Origin of the sequence: Butyrivibrio sp. NC2007, assembly GCF_000421405.1 — a bacterium.
Taxonomy (GTDB): Bacteria; Bacillota; Clostridia; order Lachnospirales; family Lachnospiraceae; genus Butyrivibrio.
Genome location: NZ_ATWY01000008.1, coordinates 22,457 through 45,663 on the forward strand (window position 1 = coordinate 22,457; position 23,207 = coordinate 45,663).

Here is a 23,207-nt window from a genome sequence, read left to right on the forward strand (position 1 = left end):
CCGGCATTTTTGCTTAACTTATCGGTAAAGATTACTTGCTAAGCTGCTCACAGCTCTGGTTACCTACTGTGCAGGAAGTCTTGCAAGCTGACTGGCATGATGTCTGGCACTCGCCGCATCCGCCCTTCTTCATTGATTCCTTAAGATTTCTTGTTACTAATGACTTTACATGCTTCATAATATTGCCTCCTACTTGAAATGCCAATTAATGCACCTTAAGTTTTTTTATGTCGATTCAGTATATCATAGATTACGGAATAGTTAAAGCATTTTTATTAAAACTTTAGTGATACGATTTCCCTTGATTCCCCTTGCTGTAAGGGTGATTCCGTTATCAAGTGTGACTGTTTCCCCGTAGCCCGGAAGTCTGTCCAGAGCTTCGATCATAAGACCACCTATGGAGTCATAGTCCTCGGAATCAAGATCTGTACCAAGTTCATCATTTATATCATCAAGTTTCATGTTACCCTCTACCAGGTAACGCCTTCCACCCATGTTTTTGATGAGATTGATCTCATCAGAATCATATTCGTCACGGATCTCTCCGACGATCTCCTCAAGAAGATCCTCAAGTGTGATCATACCTACCGTTGCTCCGTACTCAGACAGGACAAATGCAACATTCTGGGACTTTTCTCTCATCTCAACAAGAAGGTCCGCAGTCTTTTTAAACTCGTAGGTATAATAGGCTTTTCTTAAGTGATCCGAAATCTTGAAGTTCTCCTTATCCTGAAGAAGGATTAGGTCCTTAACATTTATCAGTCCTATGATATTATCCTGTTCATTTCCCTCATAAACAGGAATTCTGGTGTACATGTTTTCCTTAAAGACCTTCATGACCTCGTCGAAGGTAGCCTGTGTGCTCACACAGCTCATATCGATCCTGGGTATCATGATGTCTTTTGCCACGGCATCAGAGAAGTCAAATACGTTGTAGATGATCTCTTTCTCTCCGCTCTCAATGACACCATCCTCGTGACTTACATCAACATAAGTCTTGAGCTCGTTCTCGGTCATAGCTTGACGGTTATCGGTATCCACATGAAGAATCTTCAATATAATTGTGGCAATACCGTTGATGATAAAGCTAAAGGGCACCATGATGGCCATGAGCGCCACAATTATCCCCGAGTACCAGAGAGAAATATTCTCCGCATAAGCGGTAGCTATAGTCTTAGGAATGATCTCACCAAAGATCAGAACAACAAGGGTAAGCACGCCGGTTCCGATTCCTATGGCAAAGCTTCCGAACATATCCGTTACAAGAACGGTCATAAGCGCCGAAGCACTTAAGTTTACAATGTTATTTCCAATCAATATCGCAGAAAGCATCTTCTGCGTATCTTCGCATATCCTTAAAACTCTCGTAGCTCTTCTGTTGCCCTCATCAGCAAGTGCCTTCATCTTAACTTTATTGCAAGTCATAAGAGCTGTCTCTGCCGACGAAAAAAAAGCAGATAACAAGACCAGCAAAACCAATATGATTATTCTAACCAAATGAACGTCCAAAATATTCTCCTCATTATATTGTTATAGTACACAGGGCGAAGGGAGGCTTCCACAGGGGCCGGCGGCATATATTTATTGGGGTTTTCGATTGTTGTCCTGTGGAGGTGAGACCTATCAATTTCGAGTGTCAATACACGATGAAATTGATGCCCAGGGCTCACCGGAGCGCTTAGGACAATGAGAAAATCACAATAAATATATGTCGCCGGCCCCTGTGGAAGCCCCCTTCGCCCGTCACAAATCAACTAAGGGGGTTTAGGTAGAACTCTTTGAAGTCCTCGTAGCCCTGTTCGGTAAGCTGCTGCTTCTGGAACTTCTTATTTTTGTTCATGCGTACAACCAGAACCTGAGAGCCCTTTGCTCTCTCATCCTGAGCTTCCTTAATGATCTCTGACAGTCTATCTCCTGCGATTCCTTTTTCAATAAGGAAAGCTTTCTTCTGATCAGCTCCCGGAATCTTAAAGCCCTCATCCATCATGATCATGATGATTCTCTCAAATCCGATGGAAAATCCGCAGGCAGGAGTATCCTGTCCAAGGAATTTGCCGACCATCTTATCGTACCTTCCGCCACCACCGCAGCTTCCGCCGTACTGTGGCATTGCAACCTCAAAGATTGTTCCTGTGTAGTAGCTCATGCCACGAACAAGAGTCGGGTCAAAGACCATCTCAAACTGAGCGGTCTTGGTGCTCTCTACAGAGCTGATGATCTCTGAAAGTCCCTCTTTGGTATCCGCATCAAGGAAGTCACCTATCTTATCTGCGATAACCTTAAGTCCCTCAAGAGAGTCTTTTCCCTCTGCTGCCTTGAAGAGATCCAAGTACTTATCTACGCTCTCCTGTGCAAAGCCTGCCTTAACAAGCTCCTCTGCAATGCCCTCAATTCCGATCTTGTCCATCTTATCAAGGGTTATGAATACGTTGTCATACTCTTCCTCAGGAAAAGAGCTGTAGGCAGCCATAGCCTTTAAGATCCTTCTGTCATTTATTCTGATCTTGAAGTCCTTAAAGCCGAGTCTTCCAAGTGTTGTTGTAGTAGCAAGGATAAGCTCGATCTCAGCGAGATTTGAAGCCTCTCCCAAAATATCAATATCACACTGCATGAACTGACGATATCTGCCCTTCTGGGGTCTGTCAGCTCTCCATACATTACCCATCTGAAGTGCCTTAAAAGGTGATGGGAGCTCTCCTGCGTGATTTGCATAAAAACGAACCAGCGGAACCGTAAGGTCATAGCGAAGACCTGAATCTGTCAGGTCATTCTCTTCCTTAGCTTCTGCCAGGTTAAGCTTCTCGCCTCTTTTCATAACCTTGAAAATAAGCTTCTCGTTTTCTCCGCCCTGCTTACTGTTAAGGTTTGCAAGGGATTCAACCGCAGGTGTCTCGATGGATGTAAAACCAAATTCACCGTAGGTCTTTTTAATAACTTCAATGCAGTAATCTCTGAGCTGCATCTCAGCAGGAAGTATATCCTTCATGCCCGTAACGGGCTTTTTAACCAGTGCCATCTCTTAAAAACCTCCAAAATACTATATACTGCTAGATTTTACTATTATTTAGAAGTTAGCACAAGCGTTTTAATGCTTATTATTCTCTTTTAGGAATTCAAGGAACTGATCCTTGGGCATAGGCCTTGCATAGTAAAATCCCTGTATGTGATCGCAGCCAAGCTTTATGATCTGCTCAGCCTGTTCCTTGGTCTCAACCCCCTCAGCCACAATCTCTTTTCCCAGATTCTTGATGATCTTGACAAGATTAAGCATAACCATATAGGAAGTCTCTGACTCAAATGCAGACTGAACTATGCTCTTATCAAGCTTAAAGATTTCCACGGGAAGTGTAGAAATTCTTGCAATGTTTGAGTAACCCGTTCCGAAATCATCCATTGAGAATGGTATTCCATAGCTGATAAGACTTCCGATATTTTCATCCATAGCTGAAGTTATACCCTCTTCAAAGGTCTCGGTTATCTCAAAGTTTAGCTGATTTGGCTTAACGCCGTGCCTTTCAATGGTCTTTATAATGTTGTCGGCAAGATTGGCCTGAATACAGTCAACAACAGAAAGGTTTACTTCCACATAATCAAGGCCGTTTTGCATTGCATCGCTGCTTGAGATCATGTCGCAGACTTCATCAAGCACAAAACTGTCAATTGATACAACCATACCGTTTCTCTCTGCAACCGGCATAAATACGGCAGGTGAAATAAATCCCATCTGAGGATTGCGAAGCCTAAGGAGTGCTTCGCAGGATGAGAACTTATTCGTTTTGGAATCAAAAATAGGCTGATAATAAACCTCTAACAGGTCATCATCCAGAGCATGCTTAACTATGGCATCAATCTTTTTATCATGCTCAATATGCTTGAGATTTAAGTCTGAAACCCTGAGGATATCTCTGTTGTGATGGCGCAGAGTCTTCTTGATTACATCTCTTACCTCATTAAACTTCTCAAGAGAGTCCACTTCATCAGGGAATCCAATGACATAAGGACTCTGGAAAGCTTTGATCTCCTTGCCCTTCATGATCCAAGGATCTCTGAATCTCTTTCTTATCTGTTCGTAAGCCTTCATAATGATATCATCATCCGGATCAACGTCAGGGAAGATCATAAGGTAATTTCCGTCATCAGTGAAATACACTTCACCTGTTGGACTAAACTTTCTGAGATAAGAGGTTATCTGAGAGAGGAAATCTGCTACTGTTTCAAGTGACTCTCCGCTGATGATAGCATCCAGCCTCTCAATAGCAATTCCATATACGGTAAATATCTTTTTCTGAAGAAGGGAGCTTGAAATATCAAAGTTAAGAGCATTCTTGGTTCCTGCTCCGCTGACTCCATCCCGGAACTCACCCGGATTTTGGAACGTGTATACACAGAGCAAAAGAGCCAGCGATACGCCAAACTCAAATATTGCGCTGGATTTGGTCAGAATCCTGATCGGAACAGCTGCAAGCATCAGCAGATAATAGATAACAAGAGATATGAACTTTTCAGAGCTCAGTGACCTTGCATACCTCACATACAGATACGCAGCATAAACAAAGTATACATACAACGAGAAGTTGACCAGCGCTCCCTGAGGATAGTTGTATTCAAGCTCACCATCAGATGAAAACGTAAAGAAGAAGTCACTGATAAGTCCGCTTAAGAAAAACAGCACAGAGAATATAGTCGGCACGAAAAGAAGTATATTCCTGAAGGAAGAATCAAGTTCAATTCTGAAAATGGTCATGACATAGATCATTGAAAGATAAGCCAGTATATATGAGCATATCTTTTCCAGCAGAACAAGACAGTCATTTCCCGTAGGGGATAATAGCTGTTTAAAGAGATCACTGTAGAGCCAGATGTTATGCAAAAGGCCTGCTGAATTAAGTAAAAGGGCATCAAAAATAATCATCCCAAATATCCGCTTTTGCTTATTGTTGTGGTTTTCCTCCGACACATGAATAATCATAACCACAACAATCAAAAGCAGGGATGCGATGCAGAAGCAGACATTATTATGTTCAGGATTTAAGATAAGTCCCACCTTTATCCCTCTTCAAAATAAGCATCTATATATTTTACAAAGGAGCTGTCCTTCATGGGATAGCCCATATAATCACCGACAAGGAAATCGCAGCCAAGCTCTTCTGCCATGAGCTTTTCAGTCTCGTTTTCAATATCTTTGGCCCCGACAAAAATGCTGATGTCATGAAAAAGACTGACTATACCTTTGGCAACAATCTTCATCTTATCCGACTCTACTGCTTTAGCCAGGATTGAATGAGCAATATTGACCTGAGAAACAGGGAGCGCCAGTATCTTGTCCATATCGCCATATCCGTTTCCGAACTCATCAACGATGATTGAACATTTCTGCTCCCCGAGGAGCTTTATATTATTCTCTGCCACGGTGTTCATTGTTGTGATCGTGGTCTCGGTAAGCTTTAATGTTATCCAGGAGCACTCTGCCTTTTCTTCCCTGGCAATCTTTTTGATCCTTCGAACGAAATCACTTTTTGAGATTTCTCCCTGTGACATTCCAACCACTGCTCTGTACTTACCGTTCTTATCTCCGGCATTCCAGAAAGCCAGAGCCCTGCATGCCCTTCTGTATACCATTTCATCGGTATCCATAAGAGCCTGAGTGGCATTTACATCCGGGATCTTACCACGCATATCCATCTCGTTTCCGTATCCGTCCTTTAAAAAGCACAAAACATCAGCGCTGTAGTTTATCTTATATACCTTTGACAAAATAGGCTGGTATCTGATAACAAAACTCTTAGCATCCAGATTTTCCCTGGCGAGTATGTCATAGTCTATTATCCTCTTGAGCTCATTGTACTCAGGCTTGTTAACATCGATTATATGATCCATGTCTTTTGCCGCATGCTCAACGATAAGATCAACCCTTGAAACAAGATCTGCTGCAGTCTTGTAATGCTCAGGATATTCCATAAGGAAGCAATGCGCCTCTACCTTGATGGCCATGTTTGAAAAGCTCCAGGACTGACGCAGTCTCTTTGAAATACGATGAAGCAGAGCCAGAACCCTGTTCTTGTCAACAGTGTGTACGTTAATGGCAAAGACATACTCAGCATATCTGTATGCGTAACAAGGCAGATTCTGCTCAAGCCTTCCTACATATTTAAGATATTTCGCAATCTTCTTAAGAACCGCCTGAGCCTGCGAGTAGCCAATTTCTTCACTCAGCGCCCTGACATTATCTATAGTCACAAAGATTGTACTCTGAGAAGCATTTCTGCCTGTCTTAAGATCAAGCCCCTCAAGAAAAGCCTTTCTGTTCAGTATATTCAGTCGCTCATCAACCATTTCGGTAGGGTTCTGGAGAGAGATATATACAAGTGTTATACCTATGGTGCTGAGGAAATTCTCAATGAGTATCGTAGGCCATACAAACTGTATTATCATACCCATCATGGCAAGAACAACATAAGATATGACAACTGCCTTGGTTCTTATGCGCATCAAAATCTTATATCTAAAGAGAAGTGAGACTCCATAGACTATGTAGTACATTGCAAGGACGTAATAGAGTACGATAAGGCTTTCTCTCTGATAAAGACCGTCCTCCCTGTAGCTAAAGAGGATCGGGACAAAGAGATTTATGACAACCAGTCCTATACCGACATAGTAGCCAAGAAGAACTCCTATAAGATCAGAAACTCTTCTTCTATCAACATAAATATCTAAAACCGCGAGGATATATCTGAGATAACAAAAGCCCGTGCCAAGATGGCCAATGAAATACAATGAGCCAAACAGCATCTCCAGAGGGTGATACCAAAAGGCGGAAGACGGATTCATCTGAAGGAACGTCTCTACTCTCTCAGAAAACGTAGCCACGGCTGTGGCAATAAAGAGCATGACATAAGCTCTCTGCCTGTAAGCCGGTACCCAGCGTCTTGACAGAGAGGTTGCAGCAACTGTTCCCAATATGCATAAAGCGCAAATATCAAAGTAATAATTATACTGCATATTTTTGCCTTACTAATCCCATAAAAATAGTGTTATCGGAGGGCATAGCACCCGATAACACTATTATACGTCAAGTTATGATATTTTGATACAATATTGAACTATTAAAAGTATATTAACTAATTGACAAACCTTGCCATCCCGCATGGTTGGCCAGTTCTGAAGATATATCCTGTCATTCTCATAGAGAGGTTCAAGTTCAAGATCAAAGGTGAGCTCATCACTTTCTCCGAATCTGTCAAAGTACCTCTTAAGACCTACTTCAAAGTCCTGTCCGGTATAGAAGTTGTCATCAACAACCTCGCCATCCTTAATGAGTCTTGCAGTGTTTGCCTCATATTCCAGGCAGGCAAAGATCTCATTAAAGCCGTCAAGCTTACCGGGAAGCTTTATCTCGTAGGTAATCTCATCTTTTTTCTTAAACTCAGCAGTAAGGTCGCATTCGATCCTGTTTTTGCCGCGGTAGAGCGCAAAGGCATCTCCGCTTGCAAAGTCCTTTGTATCACCTGCGCTCTTTTCTCTTTCAAATCCGAGAGGCACATTTTCGATGTCGGGATAGATCCTGAACTCAGGAGTCTTGTACTTTTCCTTGCCGGACACTTCATAATAGAGCTGAACATGTCCTTCTGCATCAGTTACTGCTTCACCCTCTGAGATTATAAGGTGCTCTCTTCCATCAATAGATACCTTAGATGAATGCAGAGCTTCGTTTGCCGTAAGGACGATTATGCTGTTTCCGTCAAGCTCTCCCTTGATATCGGCAGCTGCCTGTCTGTCAGCGTCCGTATAGAATACGTAGGCATCTTTTCCTCCCTCACCTGCGCCTTTCAGGATGCATACAGGTGTTGCATCAATGGTTAAAAGAGCTTTCTCTCCAACAGGCATTCCGAAAGGATAAAAGAAATAGTCACCGTCCGCAACATCTCTGTTTGGGAATGTGGCAAGAACTTCTTTTCCATCCTCAGCGTAAGCTTTAAGAGAAGCATCTTTGTGAAGTGCCATCTCATATCTTCGCTGATAGTTATTTACAAAGAAATATCCGCTTGGATAAGAATTGCCATCCGCTGCTATAGCTCTTTTAAATCTGACAGCACTCCTTAAGGAGGTAAAATCGTCCGGCTTGTCGGGATTTCCCGGCTGCTCCGTGTAGGTCATATCAGCAAGCTCATCGCCGAAATCGTGGATGAAGGTTGAAAGAAGTCTTACATATCGGTAGGTATCCTCCATCTGTCCGTACTCACGAAGCGGTGCGTTAAAATCATAAGAACACTCAGGAAGATCGTTGGGATAGCCTGTCTCTCTGGTTTCCTGAAGAGTCGTGAGCTTACCCTTAGGATTGGTTCCACCGTGATACATATAGTAGCCAAGAAGGTTAGCTCCGCTTCCAAGCTTAACCATGGTCATGGCTGCAGTATCGGTGCCTGTGGCGATAGGTCTTCTGTGCTTTGTAACCTGAAGTCCTCCACCAAGCTCAGCTGTAAGATACGGGAACTTATCCATATCAAAGGTGATTCCTACGCCAAGACCGTGGTCTGAGCCTATATTGTGATCGTTCCTCTCTCTTGTAAATACATAGTTTCCACTGGGCTCAATCTCTGTGGTTCTCTGATCCCACGGAGCCTCGCAGTATCCGCCCATTACAGGGATCATTCCACCTGTGACAGCACCGCCCCAGCCTGTTGCGGTATAAATAGGAGCTTCAAACCCGATCTCTTTTGCCATGGCAAGAAGGGTTCTCATGTGCTGCTCGCCTTCTTCTCCGGTCTTTCCACCGCAGTGGCCGTATTCATTCTCAATCTGAATGCCTATTACAGGTCCGCCGTCCTTAAGCATGAAACCTTTGGACTGTTCATAGGTCTTTTCATAAAATCGTCTTACGTGCTCAAGATACAAAGGAGCATCGGTTCTTGTCTCATATCCTTTGTCCTTAGCATCCTTTAAGAGCCAGTCAGGGAAACCTCCGTTTCTCGCCTCTCCGTGAGCCCAGGGACCAATCCTCAAGATGCTGTATAGTCCGCATTTTTTCACTGTTTCAAGGAAAGCTCTAAGATCTCTGTCTCCGGTAAAATCGTACTCTCCACAAATCTCCTCGTGATGGATCCAAATGACATAGAGGGATACGATATCGATTCCTCCCGCCTTCATCTTGAGCAGCTCTTCCTCCCAGTATTTACGGGGGTATCTGGAAAAATGCATCTCTCCCATCATGGGGAAAACGCGCTTACCATCGACGATCAGACTGATTGGATCGAAGGTAATATTCGATTTAGATGTAATTTTCATAAAAACTCCTCTTATTTCGTACTCTCTTTCAGTATTACCTCATATCCTCTCAGCATTTTACTGGTAACAGGTACATTGTCGATAATATCCAAAAGTGTCTTGGCAGCCACAGCTCCAAGATTTCTGTCGTTAAAATTAAGTGATGTCACTGATGGTATTGCACTCTCAAGTATTGAGCTGTTGTAGAAAGAAGCAACTCTTAAATCATCAGGGATCTTAACATGATCATCCCTGCATCTTGAAATAACTTCGCCGGCGATATTGTCATCCATGCAGACCACACCGTCTATGTTCTTCTTGCGAAGGTCCTTAAGGATATTGCCTATCTTGGACATAGACTCAACGTCAAGATATATGAGTCCGCTGTCGATGTTTACTCTTGCCTCCTCAAAGGCATCAGCAAAGCCCTTGTATCTGGTACTTGTTATGATATGCTCGGTTGAACCTCCGATAAGCGCAAGTCTCTTAAGCCCCTTGGCAATGAGGATTGAAGTAAGCTCCTTGCAGGCGGAATAATTGTCATTGTCAACATAAATTATGTCCTTGTCATCTGTGCTTCCTACAGCAACAAAAGGAATTCCGCTCTCCTTAAGAAACCTTGCCGGCCTGTCATGCACAAGAGTTCTTGTGAGGATGATACCATCAACCTTGTGGTTGTCTATTATTCTTCTGAGCCCCGTAAAATCATCGCCGCTAACCAGCGACACCATGATGTCGTACCCATATCCCGATGTAACCTCGCTCATTCCGATCATGCAGCGCTGGAAAAAGGGCAGGTCCACAGCGTTATAATCATCCGGCCATATTACGCCGATGTTATAGGTCTTTTGCTGTGCCAGTGCTCTGGCCATAAGATTGGGTCTGTAATTATGTTCTTCGATGTACTCAAGGACCTTTAGTCTGGTGTCATCTCCAACCCTTCCCTTTCCCGAAATAGCACGGGAAACAGTGGTCTTGGAGATGCCCAGGGCCCTAGCGACGTCATCGATAGTAATTTTGCCATCCGCCATATTGATAACCTTCTTAACCTTTTACTGCACCGCCCGTTACACCTTCAACATAGTATTTCTGAAGGAACATGAACAGAAGTGTTACAGGGATTGCTACAAGCACACCACCTGCACAGAATCTGGTGAAGTATCCCTGATAGTCATTGGTCCATACCCATCTTGTCATACCTACTGCCACGTTGTAGCTGGTATCATGTCCGAAAGCTACATATGAAGCAAATACGTAATCACACCATGGTGCCATGAAAGCAACCAGCGCTGTGTAGATAATGATAGGCTTAGACATAGGAATAATCATTGTAAAGAATATCCTTGCCCTTGTTGCACCATCGATCATGGCAGCTTCATCAAGAGCCTTAGGAATGGTATCAAAGTAGCCCTTACATACGTAGTATCCCATTCCGCAGCTGGCAACGGTCACAAGGATAAGACCAGGGATAGCACCTGCCTGAGTAAGTCCAAACTGCTTCAAAAGGAAGTACAGACAGATCATTGTAAGGAATCCCGGGAACATTCCAAGGATCAGCCAGAATCTCATAAGGAAGGTTCTTCCTGCAAATCTCATTCTCGAAAGAGCATAGCTGACACAGAGCTGTATGATAGTCTGGAAAATTGAGACAAATACAGCAATAACAATAGTGTTCTTGTACCATAACAGGTAGTTGTTCTGGCTTGTATCAAACAGGAACTTGTAATTGTCCAATGAAAACTGCTTGGGCACAAGATAGTCAACCATTCCGCCATACTCTGTGGCGTATGATCTAAAGCTCTGAAGTACAAGTCCCACAAAAGGGAACAGCCAGATAATGCTGATAAGTATCAATATGATATAGCCAATGATGTTTCCAATGGCTCTTTTCGTCTTGTAAGATTTCATTATTGGAAGCCCTCCTCATCTTTTACTGACGGAAGCATGTTGTAAACAACCAGTGAAATAACCGCTGTAACCACGAATACCATGATTCCTATTACTGCTGCCATCCTGTAGTTGGTGTCATTTACAGTCATCTTGTAGAGCCAGGTGATAAGAAGGTCTGTATTGCCGGCTTTTTCTGCAAGATTTACAGACTGTGGCTTACCCTGTGTAAGAAGGTAAATAACGTTAAAGTTGTTGAGGTTTCCTGTAAACTGTGTGAGCAGGAAAGGTCCTGTTACAAACAGCATATATGGAAGGGTAATGCTTCTGAACATCTGCCAGGGGTTTGCACCGTCGATCCTTGCGCTCTCGTAAAGATCCTCGGGGATGTTCATGAGAAGTCCCGTTGCAATCAGCATCATGTACGGAATACCGATCCAGATATTGACAACGATAATGGTGATCCTTGCCAGCATCGGATCTGTCCAGAAAGGAATGTATGACTTGATTATTCCCCACTTGATCAGGTATCCGTTGATAAGTCCGTCATTGGCGAACATTTTCATAACATAAAGAAGTGAAACGAACTGAGGAACAGCGATGGTAAGAACCAGGATTGTTCTCCAGAGTTTTTTGAACTTTATTCCCTTTTTGTTGATCAGCATAGCAACAGCAAGACCAAGGAAATAGTTAGTAAATGTAGCAAACAAAGCCCAGACCAAAGTCCAGAGAAGGACCTGTAAAAAGGTTGGTCCAATGCCTGCTCCCGAGAAAGAAACAAGATTTTTAAAGTTATCAAGTCCTACCCAGGTAAAGAGGTTGGATGGGGACTGATGGTTCTTGTCATAGTTGGTGAAGGCCACCAAGATCATGAACACAATCGGCAGAACCGTGAACACGAAAATACCGGTTACGGGAAGTGCTAAAAGTGTCTTATGGAAGTTCTTGTCAAAGAGAGACATGAAAACATCTTTGTTGGAAGGAAGCTTTTTACCTGCTTTTAAAAGAAGCTCTTCTTTGCGATTCTCTTTCACATTGATGTACCAGATCGCAATAAATGCAATAATGGCAAAGATGCATAAAACACCAAAGAGCAGAATCAAAAAGCTGTTATCACCGTAAACAGTCTTACGTCCGACTTTCTTGGTAGCTACAGTTCCTAGTGTTGAAAACTTGGATAAATACTGCCATCCAAAGCCGGCCATAAAATAGAAGAACAGCACTTCGCAAAGAAGCAGTGCTACTCCTATGAGTATCTGTCCTCTAAGTATCGGACCAAGTCCGAAGATCAAAAATGAGAGCTTTGTCTTAATATCACCCTCTGCAAATGTCACCCCTATTTCCTTAAAGCCGTTTCCTATAGCCTCAAAGAACAAAGACGCAGCATTCTTTTTCTTATTGTTCGCGCCCTTCGCCATACCACAAGCCTCCTTTTAACAATGCGCATAGGTTTTTAGTTTAATACAGGCCCGGAAACCTACTGAATCCGGGCCTGATATTTAATGCGTTATTTTAATTTAGCTACCGAAATTATTTAGCGTAGCTTTCGCAAGTTGTCTGGAAGTCTGTAAGAGCCTTCATGAAGTCATCATCTGATGCATCAGCCTTGATCTCGCCTGAGATGATTGAATCACCAAGTGATGTTGCAAGTGACCAGTAGTCTCCAGGATACTGTCCCTGAGGGATTGTGTACTGAAGCTGATCTGCAAGAGCTGAAAGAGCCTCGTCAGCCTGAACTGCGTCTGACTTCTGAGCATTGAGGTTTGAAGGGCCCCAACCTACTGCGTTGTATCTTGCAAGCTGAACTTCTTCGCTTGAAAGGAATGCTGCAAGAGCATCACATACTGCAAGCTTAAGATCATCTTCCTGAGGCTTAACACCAAGGAGCTTGAATCCACCAAAGCCGCTCATCTGGTATGTCTTGCCATCAGCGCCTTCGAATGTAGGAAGCTTAGCACATGCGTAGTTGTCACCGAAGAGGTCCTTAGCTGCCTGTGCATCCCATGTACCATCAACGATAGCACCAACGTTTGTTGCGTTAGAAATAGCTGAACCGTTCTGGAAAGCCTTTGAAGAAGCAACTTCTGCGATCTTCTTAAGAGCAACTACACCTGCATCAGATGCGTATGTAGAATTGCACTTTGTAAAGTTACCTGAATCGTCTGTATCGTATGTAAGCTCAGCACCTGCTCCGAAGAAGAATGCTGTCTGATACCAACCTGAGTTGATCTCGAAGTAGAAGTTCTTGCCTGCTGCTTCGCAATCAGCGATGATGCCTTCAAGAGTTGAAGGATCTGTTACTACGCTCTTATCGTAGTAAAGGAAATATCCGTTATCTGATGTAATAGGATAAGCGTAAAGTGTGCCACCAACTGTAGCTGCGCCAACTGCACCGGCATCGTTCTCTGCCTTAACTGCCTCAGCGTTTGAATCCTCAACGACCTCAAGAGCACCTGCTGTAACAAGTCTTGCGATCTGGTCCTGAGCGAATGCATAGATGTCTGCACCAGCCTCAACGTCTGTGATCATGTTGCCGGCTGCATCACCTTCACCAACAGCCTCAACTGTGAATGTGTATCCTGAGAACTCAGGGTGTGCATCCTGGAATGCCTTGATCTGCTCGTTTGTGAAATCAACTACGTTATCAGCAACCCAGATCTTGATGTCACCTGTGCCGTAATCTGTGATCTCCTCAGCTGCCTCAGCTGCCTCTTCAACAACCTCAGCTGCCTCTGTAGCAGTCTCTGCAACAGTCTCTGCTGTGTCCTGAGCTGTCTGTGCTGCTTCCTGTGCGCTTCCACATCCAGCAAGGAGTGTTGCACCCATAGCAGCTGTCATTAAAACAGATACCAATTTCTTTTTCATTTTAATCCCTCCGTTTGTTTAAAAATGACTGCGCAACTTTGCGCAATCGGTTGCTCTATTAATGAGTCTATGCTTTGTGCAATATTTTGTCAATTAAGAATTATGTCACATATTTTTGCCAAAAAATTATACAAATTGCACATTGACTATTTTAGTGGGAACGTTTCCGGAAACGTTGTCGGTAACGTTTTGCGCACTCGGTTACGCTACGCAATTTTGCGATAATATGCACCATTTTGCGCAATTTTTCCGCAACATGTCATGTCCATCAAAGTGGTCATTAGCGCAGGCATAGACAGGTTTTCGCCCTTTTTAAAGAGCTCTTCTGCAATGTAAGAAGTCGATACCGGAATGATGTCAACAATTTCCAAAATTTTCTCTTCCAGCGTTAACTCTTTATTAACTTCCATCTCATCATCAGTGTCTTTTTCCGGATTTTCCAAAACAGAAGCAGTCTGCAGGGAAGGCTTAGTTTCCCCCTTTATGCTCCAAAGACGGTCCAGCACATCTTCCACGCTGATGGCCACTCCTGCTCCCTGGCTTATGAGATAGTTGCAGCCATCACTTAGTCTATCAGTAACTCTTCCCGGAACAGCAAGGACTTCTCTCCCCTGTTCCAGGGCAGTATCCACGGTGATGGAGGTCCCGGATTTCTGCCTTGCCTCCACCACAAGAAGCACGTCGGAAAGAGCGCTGATGATCCTGTTTCTCATGGGAAAGAACCTTGCCTGTGGCTCCATTCCCGGCGGATATTCAGAGATTGCGCCTCCTGTTTTAAGAAGTGCATCATAAATCACCTTGTTTTCCGGCGGATAACAGATATCAACGCCGCATCCCATGATGCCAAAGGACTTTCCTCCGGCTTCAATGGCAGCTCCCTGAGCTATTCCGTCGATGCCTCTGGCCATTCCGCTTATCACCTGTACTCCCGCCAGTGCAAGTCCTCTTCCAAACTGCCTTGCCATATACCTGCCGTACTCAGAGCACATCCTTGCCCCGACAATTGATACGGAAGGGATTGCCGGGTCGGGAAGTGCGCCCTTTACGTATATTGCAAAGGGTGCTCCCGGGATATTCTTTAGTTTCTCCGGAAACTCCGGATCTATTCTTGATACAAAGCGAACTCCTTTTGCTTCAAGCTTTTTCTTCTCAGCCTCAAAGTCCCAGCTGTATCTTGATTTTTCAATGTTCTCCGCCTTCTTTCTTGAAAGGAGCTTTGTTAGTTCCTTTGAGTTCATCCGATAGACATCCCTGCAGCTAAGGCCGCTGCAAAGAAGCTTATCTGCACTGGCATTTCCAACACCTTCTACGTTAAAAAGCCAGTAGGCATAGTCTTTTTCACTTAATTCCATTCTCATTCCTCCATCTGATGCCAATATTTTCCGTCTGTAATTCTGTAGCCGACCGCCTCCATAAGGTGGATCTGTCTGATCTCCTCAGATCCGTCAATGTCAGCAATGGTCCTCGCAACGCGCAGTATCTTGTGATATGCCCTGGCACTGAGTTCCATGGTACAAAAGGCGTTTTCCAGATAAGCCTGTTCCTTTGCTCCAAGCCTGCAGTACTTTTCGATGTCACCGGGTGTCATCTCTGAATTAAACTGTATTCCGGCACCTTCAAATCTCTTTTCCTGGATCTTCCTTGCCTCAAGCACTCTTTGTCTTATAGCCCTGCTGCTCTCGTTGGCATTCTTATTCTTGACTGCAAGATCTGCTATATCTACCCTCGGTGCTTCTACGCAAATGTCTACCCTGTCAAGGATAGGCCCCGATATGTGTCCGAGGTACCTCTTGATATCTGCAGGTGTGCACTTGCACTTGTTTCTGTCGGGATAATATCCGCATGGACAGGGATTTAGCGCTCCCACCAGCTGAAAATCCGCAGGATAGGTATAGGTTCCTCTGTTTCTTACAATGTGGATCTTTCTGTCCTCAAGGGGCTGGCGCAGAAGATCAAGCTTGGCTCTGGGAAACTCAGGCATTTCATCCAGGAAAAGAACTCCTCTGTGAGCCAGGGATATTATGCCGGGGCGGGGCGTTGTTCCGCCTCCCACAAGGGCAGTCTCCGTAACCAGATGGTGAGTGCTCATAAAAGGTCTTCTTGTTATGAGAGCCTCTTTGTCGGACAGCATTCCGGCAACGGAATAAATGGTTGAAACCTCAAGGCTCTCCTCCAGAGACAGAGGCGGAAGTATCGTCGGAATCCTCTTTGCCACCATGCTCTTTCCTGCACCGGGAGGACCAATGAGCATGATATGATGGAATCCCGCCGCAGCTATTTCAGTAGCTCTTTTAACTGCTGCCTGACCGTTTATATCTGCAAAATCCAGGGTTTCATCCAGATACTCAGCATCCTCGAAAAGCTTTTTTACATCCACATGTGTGGGCGGAATCAGGTGATCTCTCTCCTCTCCCGGAGCATTCAGATACTGCACCACCTCCTGAAGGGAGCTCACACCTATTATCTTTATGCCATCTACAACAGCACCTTCTCTGGCGTTTTCCTCAGGAAGGATAACCAGTTTATATCCCATTTCTTTTGCCCTGGTGACAATGGGCAGTATGCCTTTGACAGCTTTGACCTCTCCGTCAAGCCCCAGCTCACCGAGCACAACAGTATCTTCCAATGACTCCATGTCTATCTCACCCATGGCAGCCATGATGCCAACAGCGATGGGAAGATCAACTACAACGCCGCTCTTTCTTATATCTGCCGGCGAAAGATTGATGGTTATCTTTGAGGGCGGAATCTTGGTCCCGGCGTTCTTAAGTGCCACTTTTACGCGCTCTCCCGCTTCCCTTACTTCTCCGCTCATAAATCCAACCATGTTAAAACTGGGCAGTCCGTCAGAAACATCAACTTCCACCTGCATCAGGTAAGAAGCAATGCCTCCCACGGCTCCCGAAGTAACCGAACTAAACATATAATTTCCTCTTTTCTACAAAATGATGGGATTCCCTTGTAGACAAACAATAGAAATTACAAGAATTTTCTTAGACAAAACAAAATCGACCTGCTGATTATACAACAGGTCGATATTAAAAATCTTTAAGATTTTCTTAAGATTGAAAAATTTTTTAATTATCTGAGCATCTTATTCTGCATGGTCTCAGGATCCTGAGCGAAGGTAAGAGCTGCTTCTCTTCCGATCTTCTGAGCTCTGTAGAGTTCAAGGATCGCATCATCCATGGTGATCATGCCCTGTTTTCTGTAGGTCTGCATGTAGGTGATGAGCTGATGACTCTTTCCCTCACGAATAAGGTTTCTTACAGCTGAGTTGATGTGAAGAACCTCAAATGCCGCAATTCTTGAAACGCCGTCAGTCATAGGAAGAAGCTGCTGAGAAACAATGGCTTCAAGTACACCCGCCAGCTGTATTCTTACCTGTTGCTGCTGATGCGACGGGAATACGTCGATAAGTCTGTCTACGGTATTGGAAGCTCCGATGGTATGAACAGTGGAGAGTACCAGGTGTCCTGTCTCAGCTGCAGTTATTGCTGTACTGATGGTCTCAAGGTCTCGCATCTCACCAACGAGGATAACGTCAGGGTCCTCACGAAGAGCTGCTCTTAAGGCACTGGCATAATTGTTGGAGTCGGTGCCGATCTCACGCTGGTTAACAATGGACTTATTGTGCTGATAGGTAAACTCAATAGGATCTTCAAGCGTGATAACATGGGCTTCCCTGTTGGTATTTATGGTATCAATGATTGACGCAAGAGTTGTAGACTTTCCGCTTCCGGTCGGTCCCGTAACAAGGACCAGTCCTCTCTTTTTCTGATAAAGATCTATTACGGAATCAGGGATTCCAAGGCTCTCGGCAGAAGGTATCTGAGTCGCCACAACTCTGAAGGCCATGGCGGTTGAACCTCTCTGTTTGAACACATTAAGCCTGTATCTGCCGACATGAGGTATGGAAAAAGACATATCAAGCTGGCCCTTATCTTCAAGAGCCGCAAGCTGCTTCTCTGACATGATCTCTTCTGCTATCGCTGATGTATCCTTAGGAAGCATCTTACCATACTCATCAAGGGTAATAAGCTTTCCGTTTACTCTCATTTTTGGGGGAATACCAACGGTGATATGTAAATCAGATGCTCCCTCCTGTTTTGCTTTCTCAAGTATTTCAGTAATCTGTGACATAACCCTCTCCTTAAACGTACTCAGGTTCTTCTACACTGATGCCAAGAGCCTTCATCTTGGATGTATCCATTACACATCTGTTATCAAGAGTCTTCATGATATCCACGATCTCAAGATTGCCGTAGGCTCCTCTGTTTGACAGATCGATTATGGAATTATCCCTAAAGCTGAGTATTGTCGGCCTCAGGAAATCGTCATCGTTAGTTCTGATGACCAGCGCCTTTTCTCCGGTATTAAGCTCAACACTTACGCCGGGTACCAGGATGTTGAGGGAATCGGTAAGACCCTTAACAACCCTCGGATCAAAGACATCAGGTCTGCTCATCATCTTTCTGATGACGTTGACCTCTGAAACCGGTGAATCATCAATTCGCACAGCGGTTTCTTTGTCAAAGATTCCGGCAACTACCAGTACTTTTGCCGCCATTAGCGTCTTCTGATTCTGGATCGGATTTCCATTCCAGTAATCAAAGAGTATCTTTCTTGCCTGATTACATGTTCTCTTTATATTGGGCTGGGAAGAGAAAGCCTCATCGATTATCGGATACCCCTGAATCTCATGTCCGTCGATGATATTTCTCTCATCTTCCGTGGTCTGCTGTTTGGACTGAAGCTCCACCGGAAGCGTGAGCTTTCCGATGTCATGTATTACCGAAGCCATGACTGCCTCATTCTGTTCCGAAAGCGGGACATTCATGCTGTGGGTTATCATCGCTGACAGTATAGCCACATTAAGAGAGTGCTTATAAATATAGTCATCCGCACTTCTAAGGGACTGCTGGAAGGAAATCTTCTTTCGGAGATTTCCATAGTTTTTAATTATCTGTGCAACAATATTTGGGAACTTTTCCTGCTTGTGCTTTTTGATGATACGCTCTAGTTCCTCCATGATCTCGTTGTACATGACAGTCTGGAATCGTTCAAACTCCAGATCCTCCTGAGTCATTGGCGGAACCGGCTCTGCAGGCTCTAAGATAAAAAGACCAATAAGTCCGAAGCTCTTAATATTCTCAATGCTCTGCATGTCCCTAAGGACAGAAGCACGATCATACAAAAGAACCCCCTTCTTACTGTATATGGGTTTCGCAAGGCGCATACCCGGCTTAAGCTCGTCACACTTTATGAATTTCATCCTGTTTGCTCCGATTATTGAAGTAGGATTTCTAGCCGCATAAACTAGTTCATATTAATTATCATGCTAAATCGGCAAAAAATCAATCATATTACGATTAAACAGAAAAAATATAAAGTCAGGTAAGCTCGTCCAGAGTACTGCCGTAGGAAGCAAGAAATTCGTTTACAAAATCAAGGACCTCCGGAAGCTCCTGATAGAGGCTTCTAATGGCCTTTCCGGTGCTTTCCTTGGCAGTCCTGAACTCAGAGTTACCGGCATTGGTCTCGCCGATACACTTAATAAGTGCAGAGAGCTTGTCAGCTGCTTTGACAAGTTTTCTCATATAGCGCTCTTCGTCTGTATCAGCAGGCCTGAAGATTTCCTCAAAGGAAGGGCGAAGATCATCAGGGAGCTTCTCAAGGAGCTTCTCATCAGCAATAGCCTCAACCTCTTTGTAAGCATGCTTGAGATCAGCGTTGAAGTACTTGACAGGAGTTGGCATATCGCCGGTTATGATCTCGGATGCATCATGATAAAGCCCGATAAGAGCAGCCTTGTTAGCATCCAGATTCTTGCCGTATCTGACATTTCCGATAGTGCACAGAGCGTGCGCGATCATGGCAACCTCCATGGAATGCTCGCACAGATTCTCCTGCCTGGTATTGCGCATAAGAGCCCAGCGCTCGATGTATTTCATTCTTGATATAAGTGCAAAAAAGTTGTAGTTCATTGTAATCCCCCTTAACCCCATTTATAATCAAATGCTAGTTTCCATTATAGCAAAAATTCCGCCATGACAGTATTGCTGACATCAAGTCCTTTATCTGTTAAACAAAGGTATTTTTCGCCATCTCCTGCATACTCCAGAAGTCCCATCTTTTGGTACTTATCAATAACTTCTCCGTAAACTTCTGCGATGTCTTTTCCAAAGCTTTCCTTAAAGCTCTCTACGCTTACGCCCTTCACAAGTCGAAGTCCCAGGAACATAAACTCTTCCATCTGAGCCGCGCAACTTAGCTCCTCAACGTTCTCTCTTATTTTGGCAAAAGAGCTTTCGGCATCCGCAAGTTCTTTTACATAAGTGCCAATATCCCGGGTATTGCTCCATCTGACATTGTCCACCATTGAAGCAGCTCCAAGGCCAAGGCCAAGGTAATTGCCCCGCTGCCAGTAAACCTTGTTATGATGGCACTCGAAGGTATCATCATCCTCAGCACCAAGGGCATAATTGGAAATCTCGTATCTGTGAAAGCCGTGTTCTTTCAATATTCTCTTGGTCTCGTGGTACATTGCTCTGTCGGTGTCCTCATCGGGAATATCCAGATCCATGTCATAAAAAGGTGTACCTTCCTCGATGATAAGACTGTAGGCTGAAATGTGCTCAGGTTTAAGTTCCAGCACTCTGTTCAGCGTGTTCACATAAGAATCAAGACTCTGACCGGGTAATGCACTCATAACATCCACGTTGATATTGTTAAAACCTGCTGCCCTGGCATTATTATAGGTCTCAACAAACAGCCTGCCATTATGAAGTCTGCCCAGAACTTTAAGCTCATCATCATTTAGTGACTGACAGCCGATACTGAGTCTGTTAAAACCTGCTTCACGATAGGAAAAGAGCTTGTCCCTCATGGCAGATGCAGGATTGACCTCAATGCTGATCTCAGCATCATCGCTAACGTTAAACTCATCTCTGATTTTTCTCAGTAATCCGCATACTCTTTTCTCATCAGCAAAAGAAGGTGTTCCGCCTCCGAAGAATATCGTGGCAACCGTTCTGTCCTTGCAGTCCCTACCTGATTTCGATATCTCTTTTTCCAGAGCATCAAAGTATTCATCCATCAGCTCTTTTTCTGCATTAAAAGAGAGGAAGTCGCAATAATTGCACTTCCTCGCACAAAACGGTATGTGTACATATAAAGACAAAGTCTTTTGCAGCATACTATTCATCAGTCCACATTATCCAGCTTAAGGACGCTAAGGAATGCGGACTGCGGAACTTCTACGTTACCGATCTGACGCATCTTTTTCTTACCTTCCTTCTGCTTCTCAAGAAGTTTCTTCTTACGGGTTATATCACCGCCGTAGCACTTGGCAAGAACGTCCTTACGATAGGCCTTTACTGTCTCACGGGCAATGACCTTGCCACCGACTGAAGCCTGGATAGGAATCTCAAACAGGTGCCTTGGGATCTCCTCTTTTAACTTCTCGCACATCTTACGACCACGCTCATACGCTCCATCCTTGTGAACGATAAAGGACAGTGCATCTACCTCTTCTCTGTTGATGAGGATATCAAGCTTAACAAGGTCTGACTTCTCATAGCCCTTGAGCTCATAGTCAAATGACGCATAGCCTCTGGACCTTGACTTAAGAGCATCGAAGAAATCGTAGATGATCTCGTTAAGAGGAAGCTCATACTTAAGGATCGCTCTTGTCTGCTCTATGTAATCGGTGCTCAGGTACTTGCCTCTTCTCTCCTGGCAAAGCTGCATGATGGCACCGACATAATCTGTTGTTACCATGATCTCGCCGTTAACGATAGGTTCTTCCATGTAATCGATCTCTGATGGATCAGGAAGGTTAGTGGGGTTAGTCAGGTCAAACACCTCTCCGTCTGTCTTGTGAACCTTGTAAACAACGGAAGGAGCTGTTGTTACCAGATTGAGGTCATACTCCCTCTCAAGTCTCTCCTGAACAACTTCAAGGTGAAGAAGTCCAAGGAAACCTGCTCTGAATCCGAATCCGAGAGCCTGTGATGTCTCAGGTTCATAGAAAAGAGAGGCATCGTTAAGCTGCAGTTTCTCAAGTGCATCACGAAGATCTGAATAGTGAGCGGAGTCTGCAGGGTAAAGACCGCAGTAAACCATCGGCATAACCTTCTTGTATCCGGGAAGTGCCTCTGCGCACGGATTAGCAGAATCTGTAACTGTATCACCCACACGGGTATCCTGAATATTCTTGATGGATGCAGTGAAGTATCCAACCTCTCCGGCTGTCAGCTCATCACTTGGAACAAAGCTTCCGGGCGCAAAATATCCGACCTCAACAACCTCTGCCTCTGCTCCTGTTGCCATAAAGCGGACCTTCATTCCCTTTCTGACAACGCCGTCCTTAATTCTTACAAATACGATAACTCCTCTGTAGGAGTCATAGATACTATCAAAGATAAGAGCCTTAAGAGGAGCAGATGCATCGCCCTGTGGTGCAGGGATCTTGTGAACAACAGCCTCTAATACCTCCTCAATTCCTATGCCGTTTTTGGCAGAAATAAGTGGTGCATCCTGGGCCTCAATTCCGATGACGTCCTCAATCTCATCCTTGGCTTCCTGAGGCATTGCGCTGGGAAGATCGATCTTGTTGATAACAGGAAATACATCCAGGTCATGATCCAGTGCCATATATACGTTGGCAAGGGTCTGAGCCTCAACACCCTGAGTTGCATCAACTACAAGGATAGCTCCGTCACATGCTGCAAGAGACCTTGAAACCTCATATCCAAAGTCTACATGTCCGGGAGTATCGATCATGTTAAAGGTATACTCTTGTCCGTCCTTCGCCTTATAGATCATTCTTACAGCCTGGGACTTGATGGTTATACCTCTCTCCCTCTCTATATCCATATTGTCCAGAACCTGTGCCTGCATCTCTCTAAGTGTAAGGACACCTGTCTTCTCGATCATACGGTCAGCAAGTGTAGACTTACCATGGTCAATATGGGCAACTATACAAAAATTTCTTATCTTACTCTGATCCACAATTAATTCCTCTGTATGTTCTTTTATAAATGTTGTACGCTGAATTATAACATTAATTCTATTGACATCGCCATCATTTTCATCTAAAATATTTCTACGTATGTGGCATTAACTGTCCGTGTCCGGCTTAATGCACACACGAACATTATAATAAAAACTATTACATTGATTATTATCGG

Annotated in this window: 17 protein-coding genes; all 17 read right to left on the reverse strand. The window is 44.3% G+C overall.

Going from position 1 to position 23,207, the window contains the following annotated elements; genetic code table 11:
- Positions 1–31: 31 nt before the first annotated feature.
- The 17 genes from scfA to lepA all read right to left on the reverse strand — a co-directional run bounded on the left by scfA (position 32) and on the right by lepA (position 23,031).
- Complete coding sequence (gene scfA, locus G632_RS19295) at positions 32–178, reverse strand: six-cysteine ranthipeptide SCIFF (RefSeq protein ID WP_013281386.1); 147 nt, start codon at positions 176–178, stop codon at positions 32–34.
- An 83-nt stretch (positions 179–261) separates the two neighbouring features.
- A complete protein-coding gene (locus G632_RS0107880; protein ID WP_026512465.1) occupies positions 262–1,509 on the reverse strand; it encodes an HlyC/CorC family transporter in 1,248 nt (415 codons plus the stop codon).
- A 241-nt stretch (positions 1,510–1,750) separates the two neighbouring features.
- Complete coding sequence (gene hisS / locus G632_RS0107885) at positions 1,751–3,016, reverse strand: histidine--tRNA ligase (protein ID WP_022768477.1); 1,266 nt, start codon at positions 3,014–3,016, stop codon at positions 1,751–1,753.
- A 69-nt stretch (positions 3,017–3,085) separates the two neighbouring features.
- On the reverse strand, positions 3,086–5,044 hold the full coding sequence (locus G632_RS0107890; RefSeq protein ID WP_022768478.1) for an EAL domain-containing protein: 1,959 nt from the start codon (positions 5,042–5,044) through the stop codon (positions 3,086–3,088).
- A gap of 2 nt (positions 5,045–5,046) precedes the next feature.
- The gene (locus G632_RS0107895) at positions 5,047–6,999 is read right to left on the reverse strand and encodes an EAL domain-containing protein (RefSeq protein WP_022768479.1); all 1,953 of its coding nucleotides are present in this window, start codon (positions 6,997–6,999) and stop codon (positions 5,047–5,049) included.
- Between the two features lie 75 nt (positions 7,000–7,074).
- Entirely contained in the window at positions 7,075–9,282 is a 2,208-nt protein-coding gene (locus tag G632_RS0107900; protein ID WP_022768480.1) for a beta-galactosidase, read from the reverse strand.
- A gap of 11 nt (positions 9,283–9,293) precedes the next feature.
- Positions 9,294–10,292: a LacI family DNA-binding transcriptional regulator gene (locus tag G632_RS0107905; RefSeq protein WP_022768481.1), complete on the reverse strand. Its 999-nt coding sequence runs from the start codon at positions 10,290–10,292 to the stop codon at positions 9,294–9,296.
- Positions 10,293–10,305: 13 nt separating this feature from the next.
- Positions 10,306–11,169 carry a sugar ABC transporter permease gene (locus G632_RS0107910; protein WP_022768482.1) on the reverse strand — a complete coding sequence of 288 codons (864 nt, stop codon included), beginning with the start codon at positions 11,167–11,169 and terminating at the stop codon, positions 10,306–10,308.
- Positions 11,169–12,566, reverse strand: a complete 1,398-nt coding sequence (locus G632_RS0107915; protein WP_022768483.1) for a carbohydrate ABC transporter permease — start codon at positions 12,564–12,566, stop codon at positions 11,169–11,171. The genes G632_RS0107910 and G632_RS0107915 overlap by 1 nt, the downstream gene beginning before the upstream one ends.
- A 112-nt stretch (positions 12,567–12,678) precedes the next feature.
- Positions 12,679–14,013 carry an extracellular solute-binding protein gene (locus G632_RS0107920; RefSeq protein ID WP_022768484.1) on the reverse strand — a complete coding sequence of 445 codons (1,335 nt, stop codon included), beginning with the start codon at positions 14,011–14,013 and terminating at the stop codon, positions 12,679–12,681.
- A gap of 206 nt (positions 14,014–14,219) precedes the next feature.
- Positions 14,220–15,365: a DNA-processing protein DprA gene (gene dprA, locus G632_RS19300; protein ID WP_022768485.1), complete on the reverse strand. Its 1,146-nt coding sequence runs from the start codon at positions 15,363–15,365 to the stop codon at positions 14,220–14,222.
- Between the two features lie 2 nt (positions 15,366–15,367).
- Complete coding sequence (locus tag G632_RS0107930) at positions 15,368–16,936, reverse strand: YifB family Mg chelatase-like AAA ATPase (protein ID WP_022768486.1); 1,569 nt, start codon at positions 16,934–16,936, stop codon at positions 15,368–15,370.
- Positions 16,937–17,094: 158 nt separating this feature from the next.
- On the reverse strand, positions 17,095–18,156 hold the full coding sequence (locus G632_RS0107935; protein ID WP_022768487.1) for a type IV pilus twitching motility protein PilT: 1,062 nt from the start codon (positions 18,154–18,156) through the stop codon (positions 17,095–17,097).
- Positions 18,157–18,166: 10 nt separating this feature from the next.
- On the reverse strand, positions 18,167–19,288 hold the full coding sequence (locus tag G632_RS0107940) for an HD-GYP domain-containing protein (protein WP_022768488.1): 1,122 nt from the start codon (positions 19,286–19,288) through the stop codon (positions 18,167–18,169).
- 118 nt (positions 19,289–19,406) lie between these two features.
- A complete protein-coding gene (yfbR, locus tag G632_RS0107945; RefSeq protein WP_022768489.1) occupies positions 19,407–20,000 on the reverse strand; it encodes a 5'-deoxynucleotidase in 594 nt (197 codons plus the stop codon).
- Between the two features lie 44 nt (positions 20,001–20,044).
- Positions 20,045–21,220 (reverse strand): radical SAM family heme chaperone HemW, encoded by a 1,176-nt coding sequence (gene hemW, locus G632_RS0107950; RefSeq protein ID WP_022768490.1) that lies wholly within the window; start codon positions 21,218–21,220, stop codon positions 20,045–20,047.
- The gene (gene lepA, locus G632_RS0107955) at positions 21,220–23,031 is read right to left on the reverse strand and encodes a translation elongation factor 4 (RefSeq protein ID WP_026512468.1); all 1,812 of its coding nucleotides are present in this window, start codon (positions 23,029–23,031) and stop codon (positions 21,220–21,222) included. Before lepA ends, hemW begins: the two co-directional genes overlap by 1 nt.
- Positions 23,032–23,207 lie beyond the last annotated feature (176 nt).

What these genes read in the sequence shown, in the direction of transcription:
- scfA (WP_013281386.1), bottom strand. Translation starts at nt 178, where the DNA reads ATGAAGCATGTAAAGTCATTAGTAACAAGAAATCTTAAGGAATCAATG.
- hisS (WP_022768477.1), bottom strand. Translation starts at nt 3,016, where the DNA reads ATGGCACTGGTTAAAAAGCCCGTTACGGGCATGAAGGATATACTTCCT.
- G632_RS0107895 (WP_022768479.1), bottom strand. Translation starts at nt 6,999, where the DNA reads ATGCAGTATAATTATTACTTTGATATTTGCGCTTTATGCATATTGGGA.
- G632_RS0107900 (WP_022768480.1), bottom strand. Translation starts at nt 9,282, where the DNA reads ATGAAAATTACATCTAAATCGAATATTACCTTCGATCCAATCAGTCTG.
- G632_RS0107905 (WP_022768481.1), bottom strand. Translation starts at nt 10,292, where the DNA reads ATGGCGGATGGCAAAATTACTATCGATGACGTCGCTAGGGCCCTGGGC.
- G632_RS0107910 (WP_022768482.1), bottom strand. Translation starts at nt 11,169, where the DNA reads ATGAAATCTTACAAGACGAAAAGAGCCATTGGAAACATCATTGGCTAT.
- G632_RS0107915 (WP_022768483.1), bottom strand. Translation starts at nt 12,566, where the DNA reads ATGGCGAAGGGCGCGAACAATAAGAAAAAGAATGCTGCGTCTTTGTTC.
- G632_RS0107920 (WP_022768484.1), bottom strand. Translation starts at nt 14,013, where the DNA reads ATGAAAAAGAAATTGGTATCTGTTTTAATGACAGCTGCTATGGGTGCA.
- dprA (WP_022768485.1), bottom strand. Translation starts at nt 15,365, where the DNA reads ATGGAATTAAGTGAAAAAGACTATGCCTACTGGCTTTTTAACGTAGAA.
- G632_RS0107930 (WP_022768486.1), bottom strand. Translation starts at nt 16,936, where the DNA reads ATGTTTAGTTCGGTTACTTCGGGAGCCGTGGGAGGCATTGCTTCTTAC.
- G632_RS0107935 (WP_022768487.1), bottom strand. Translation starts at nt 18,156, where the DNA reads ATGTCACAGATTACTGAAATACTTGAGAAAGCAAAACAGGAGGGAGCA.
- G632_RS0107940 (WP_022768488.1), bottom strand. Translation starts at nt 19,288, where the DNA reads ATGAAATTCATAAAGTGTGACGAGCTTAAGCCGGGTATGCGCCTTGCG.
- yfbR (WP_022768489.1), bottom strand. Translation starts at nt 20,000, where the DNA reads ATGAACTACAACTTTTTTGCACTTATATCAAGAATGAAATACATCGAG.
- hemW (WP_022768490.1), bottom strand. Translation starts at nt 21,220, where the DNA reads ATGAATAGTATGCTGCAAAAGACTTTGTCTTTATATGTACACATACCG.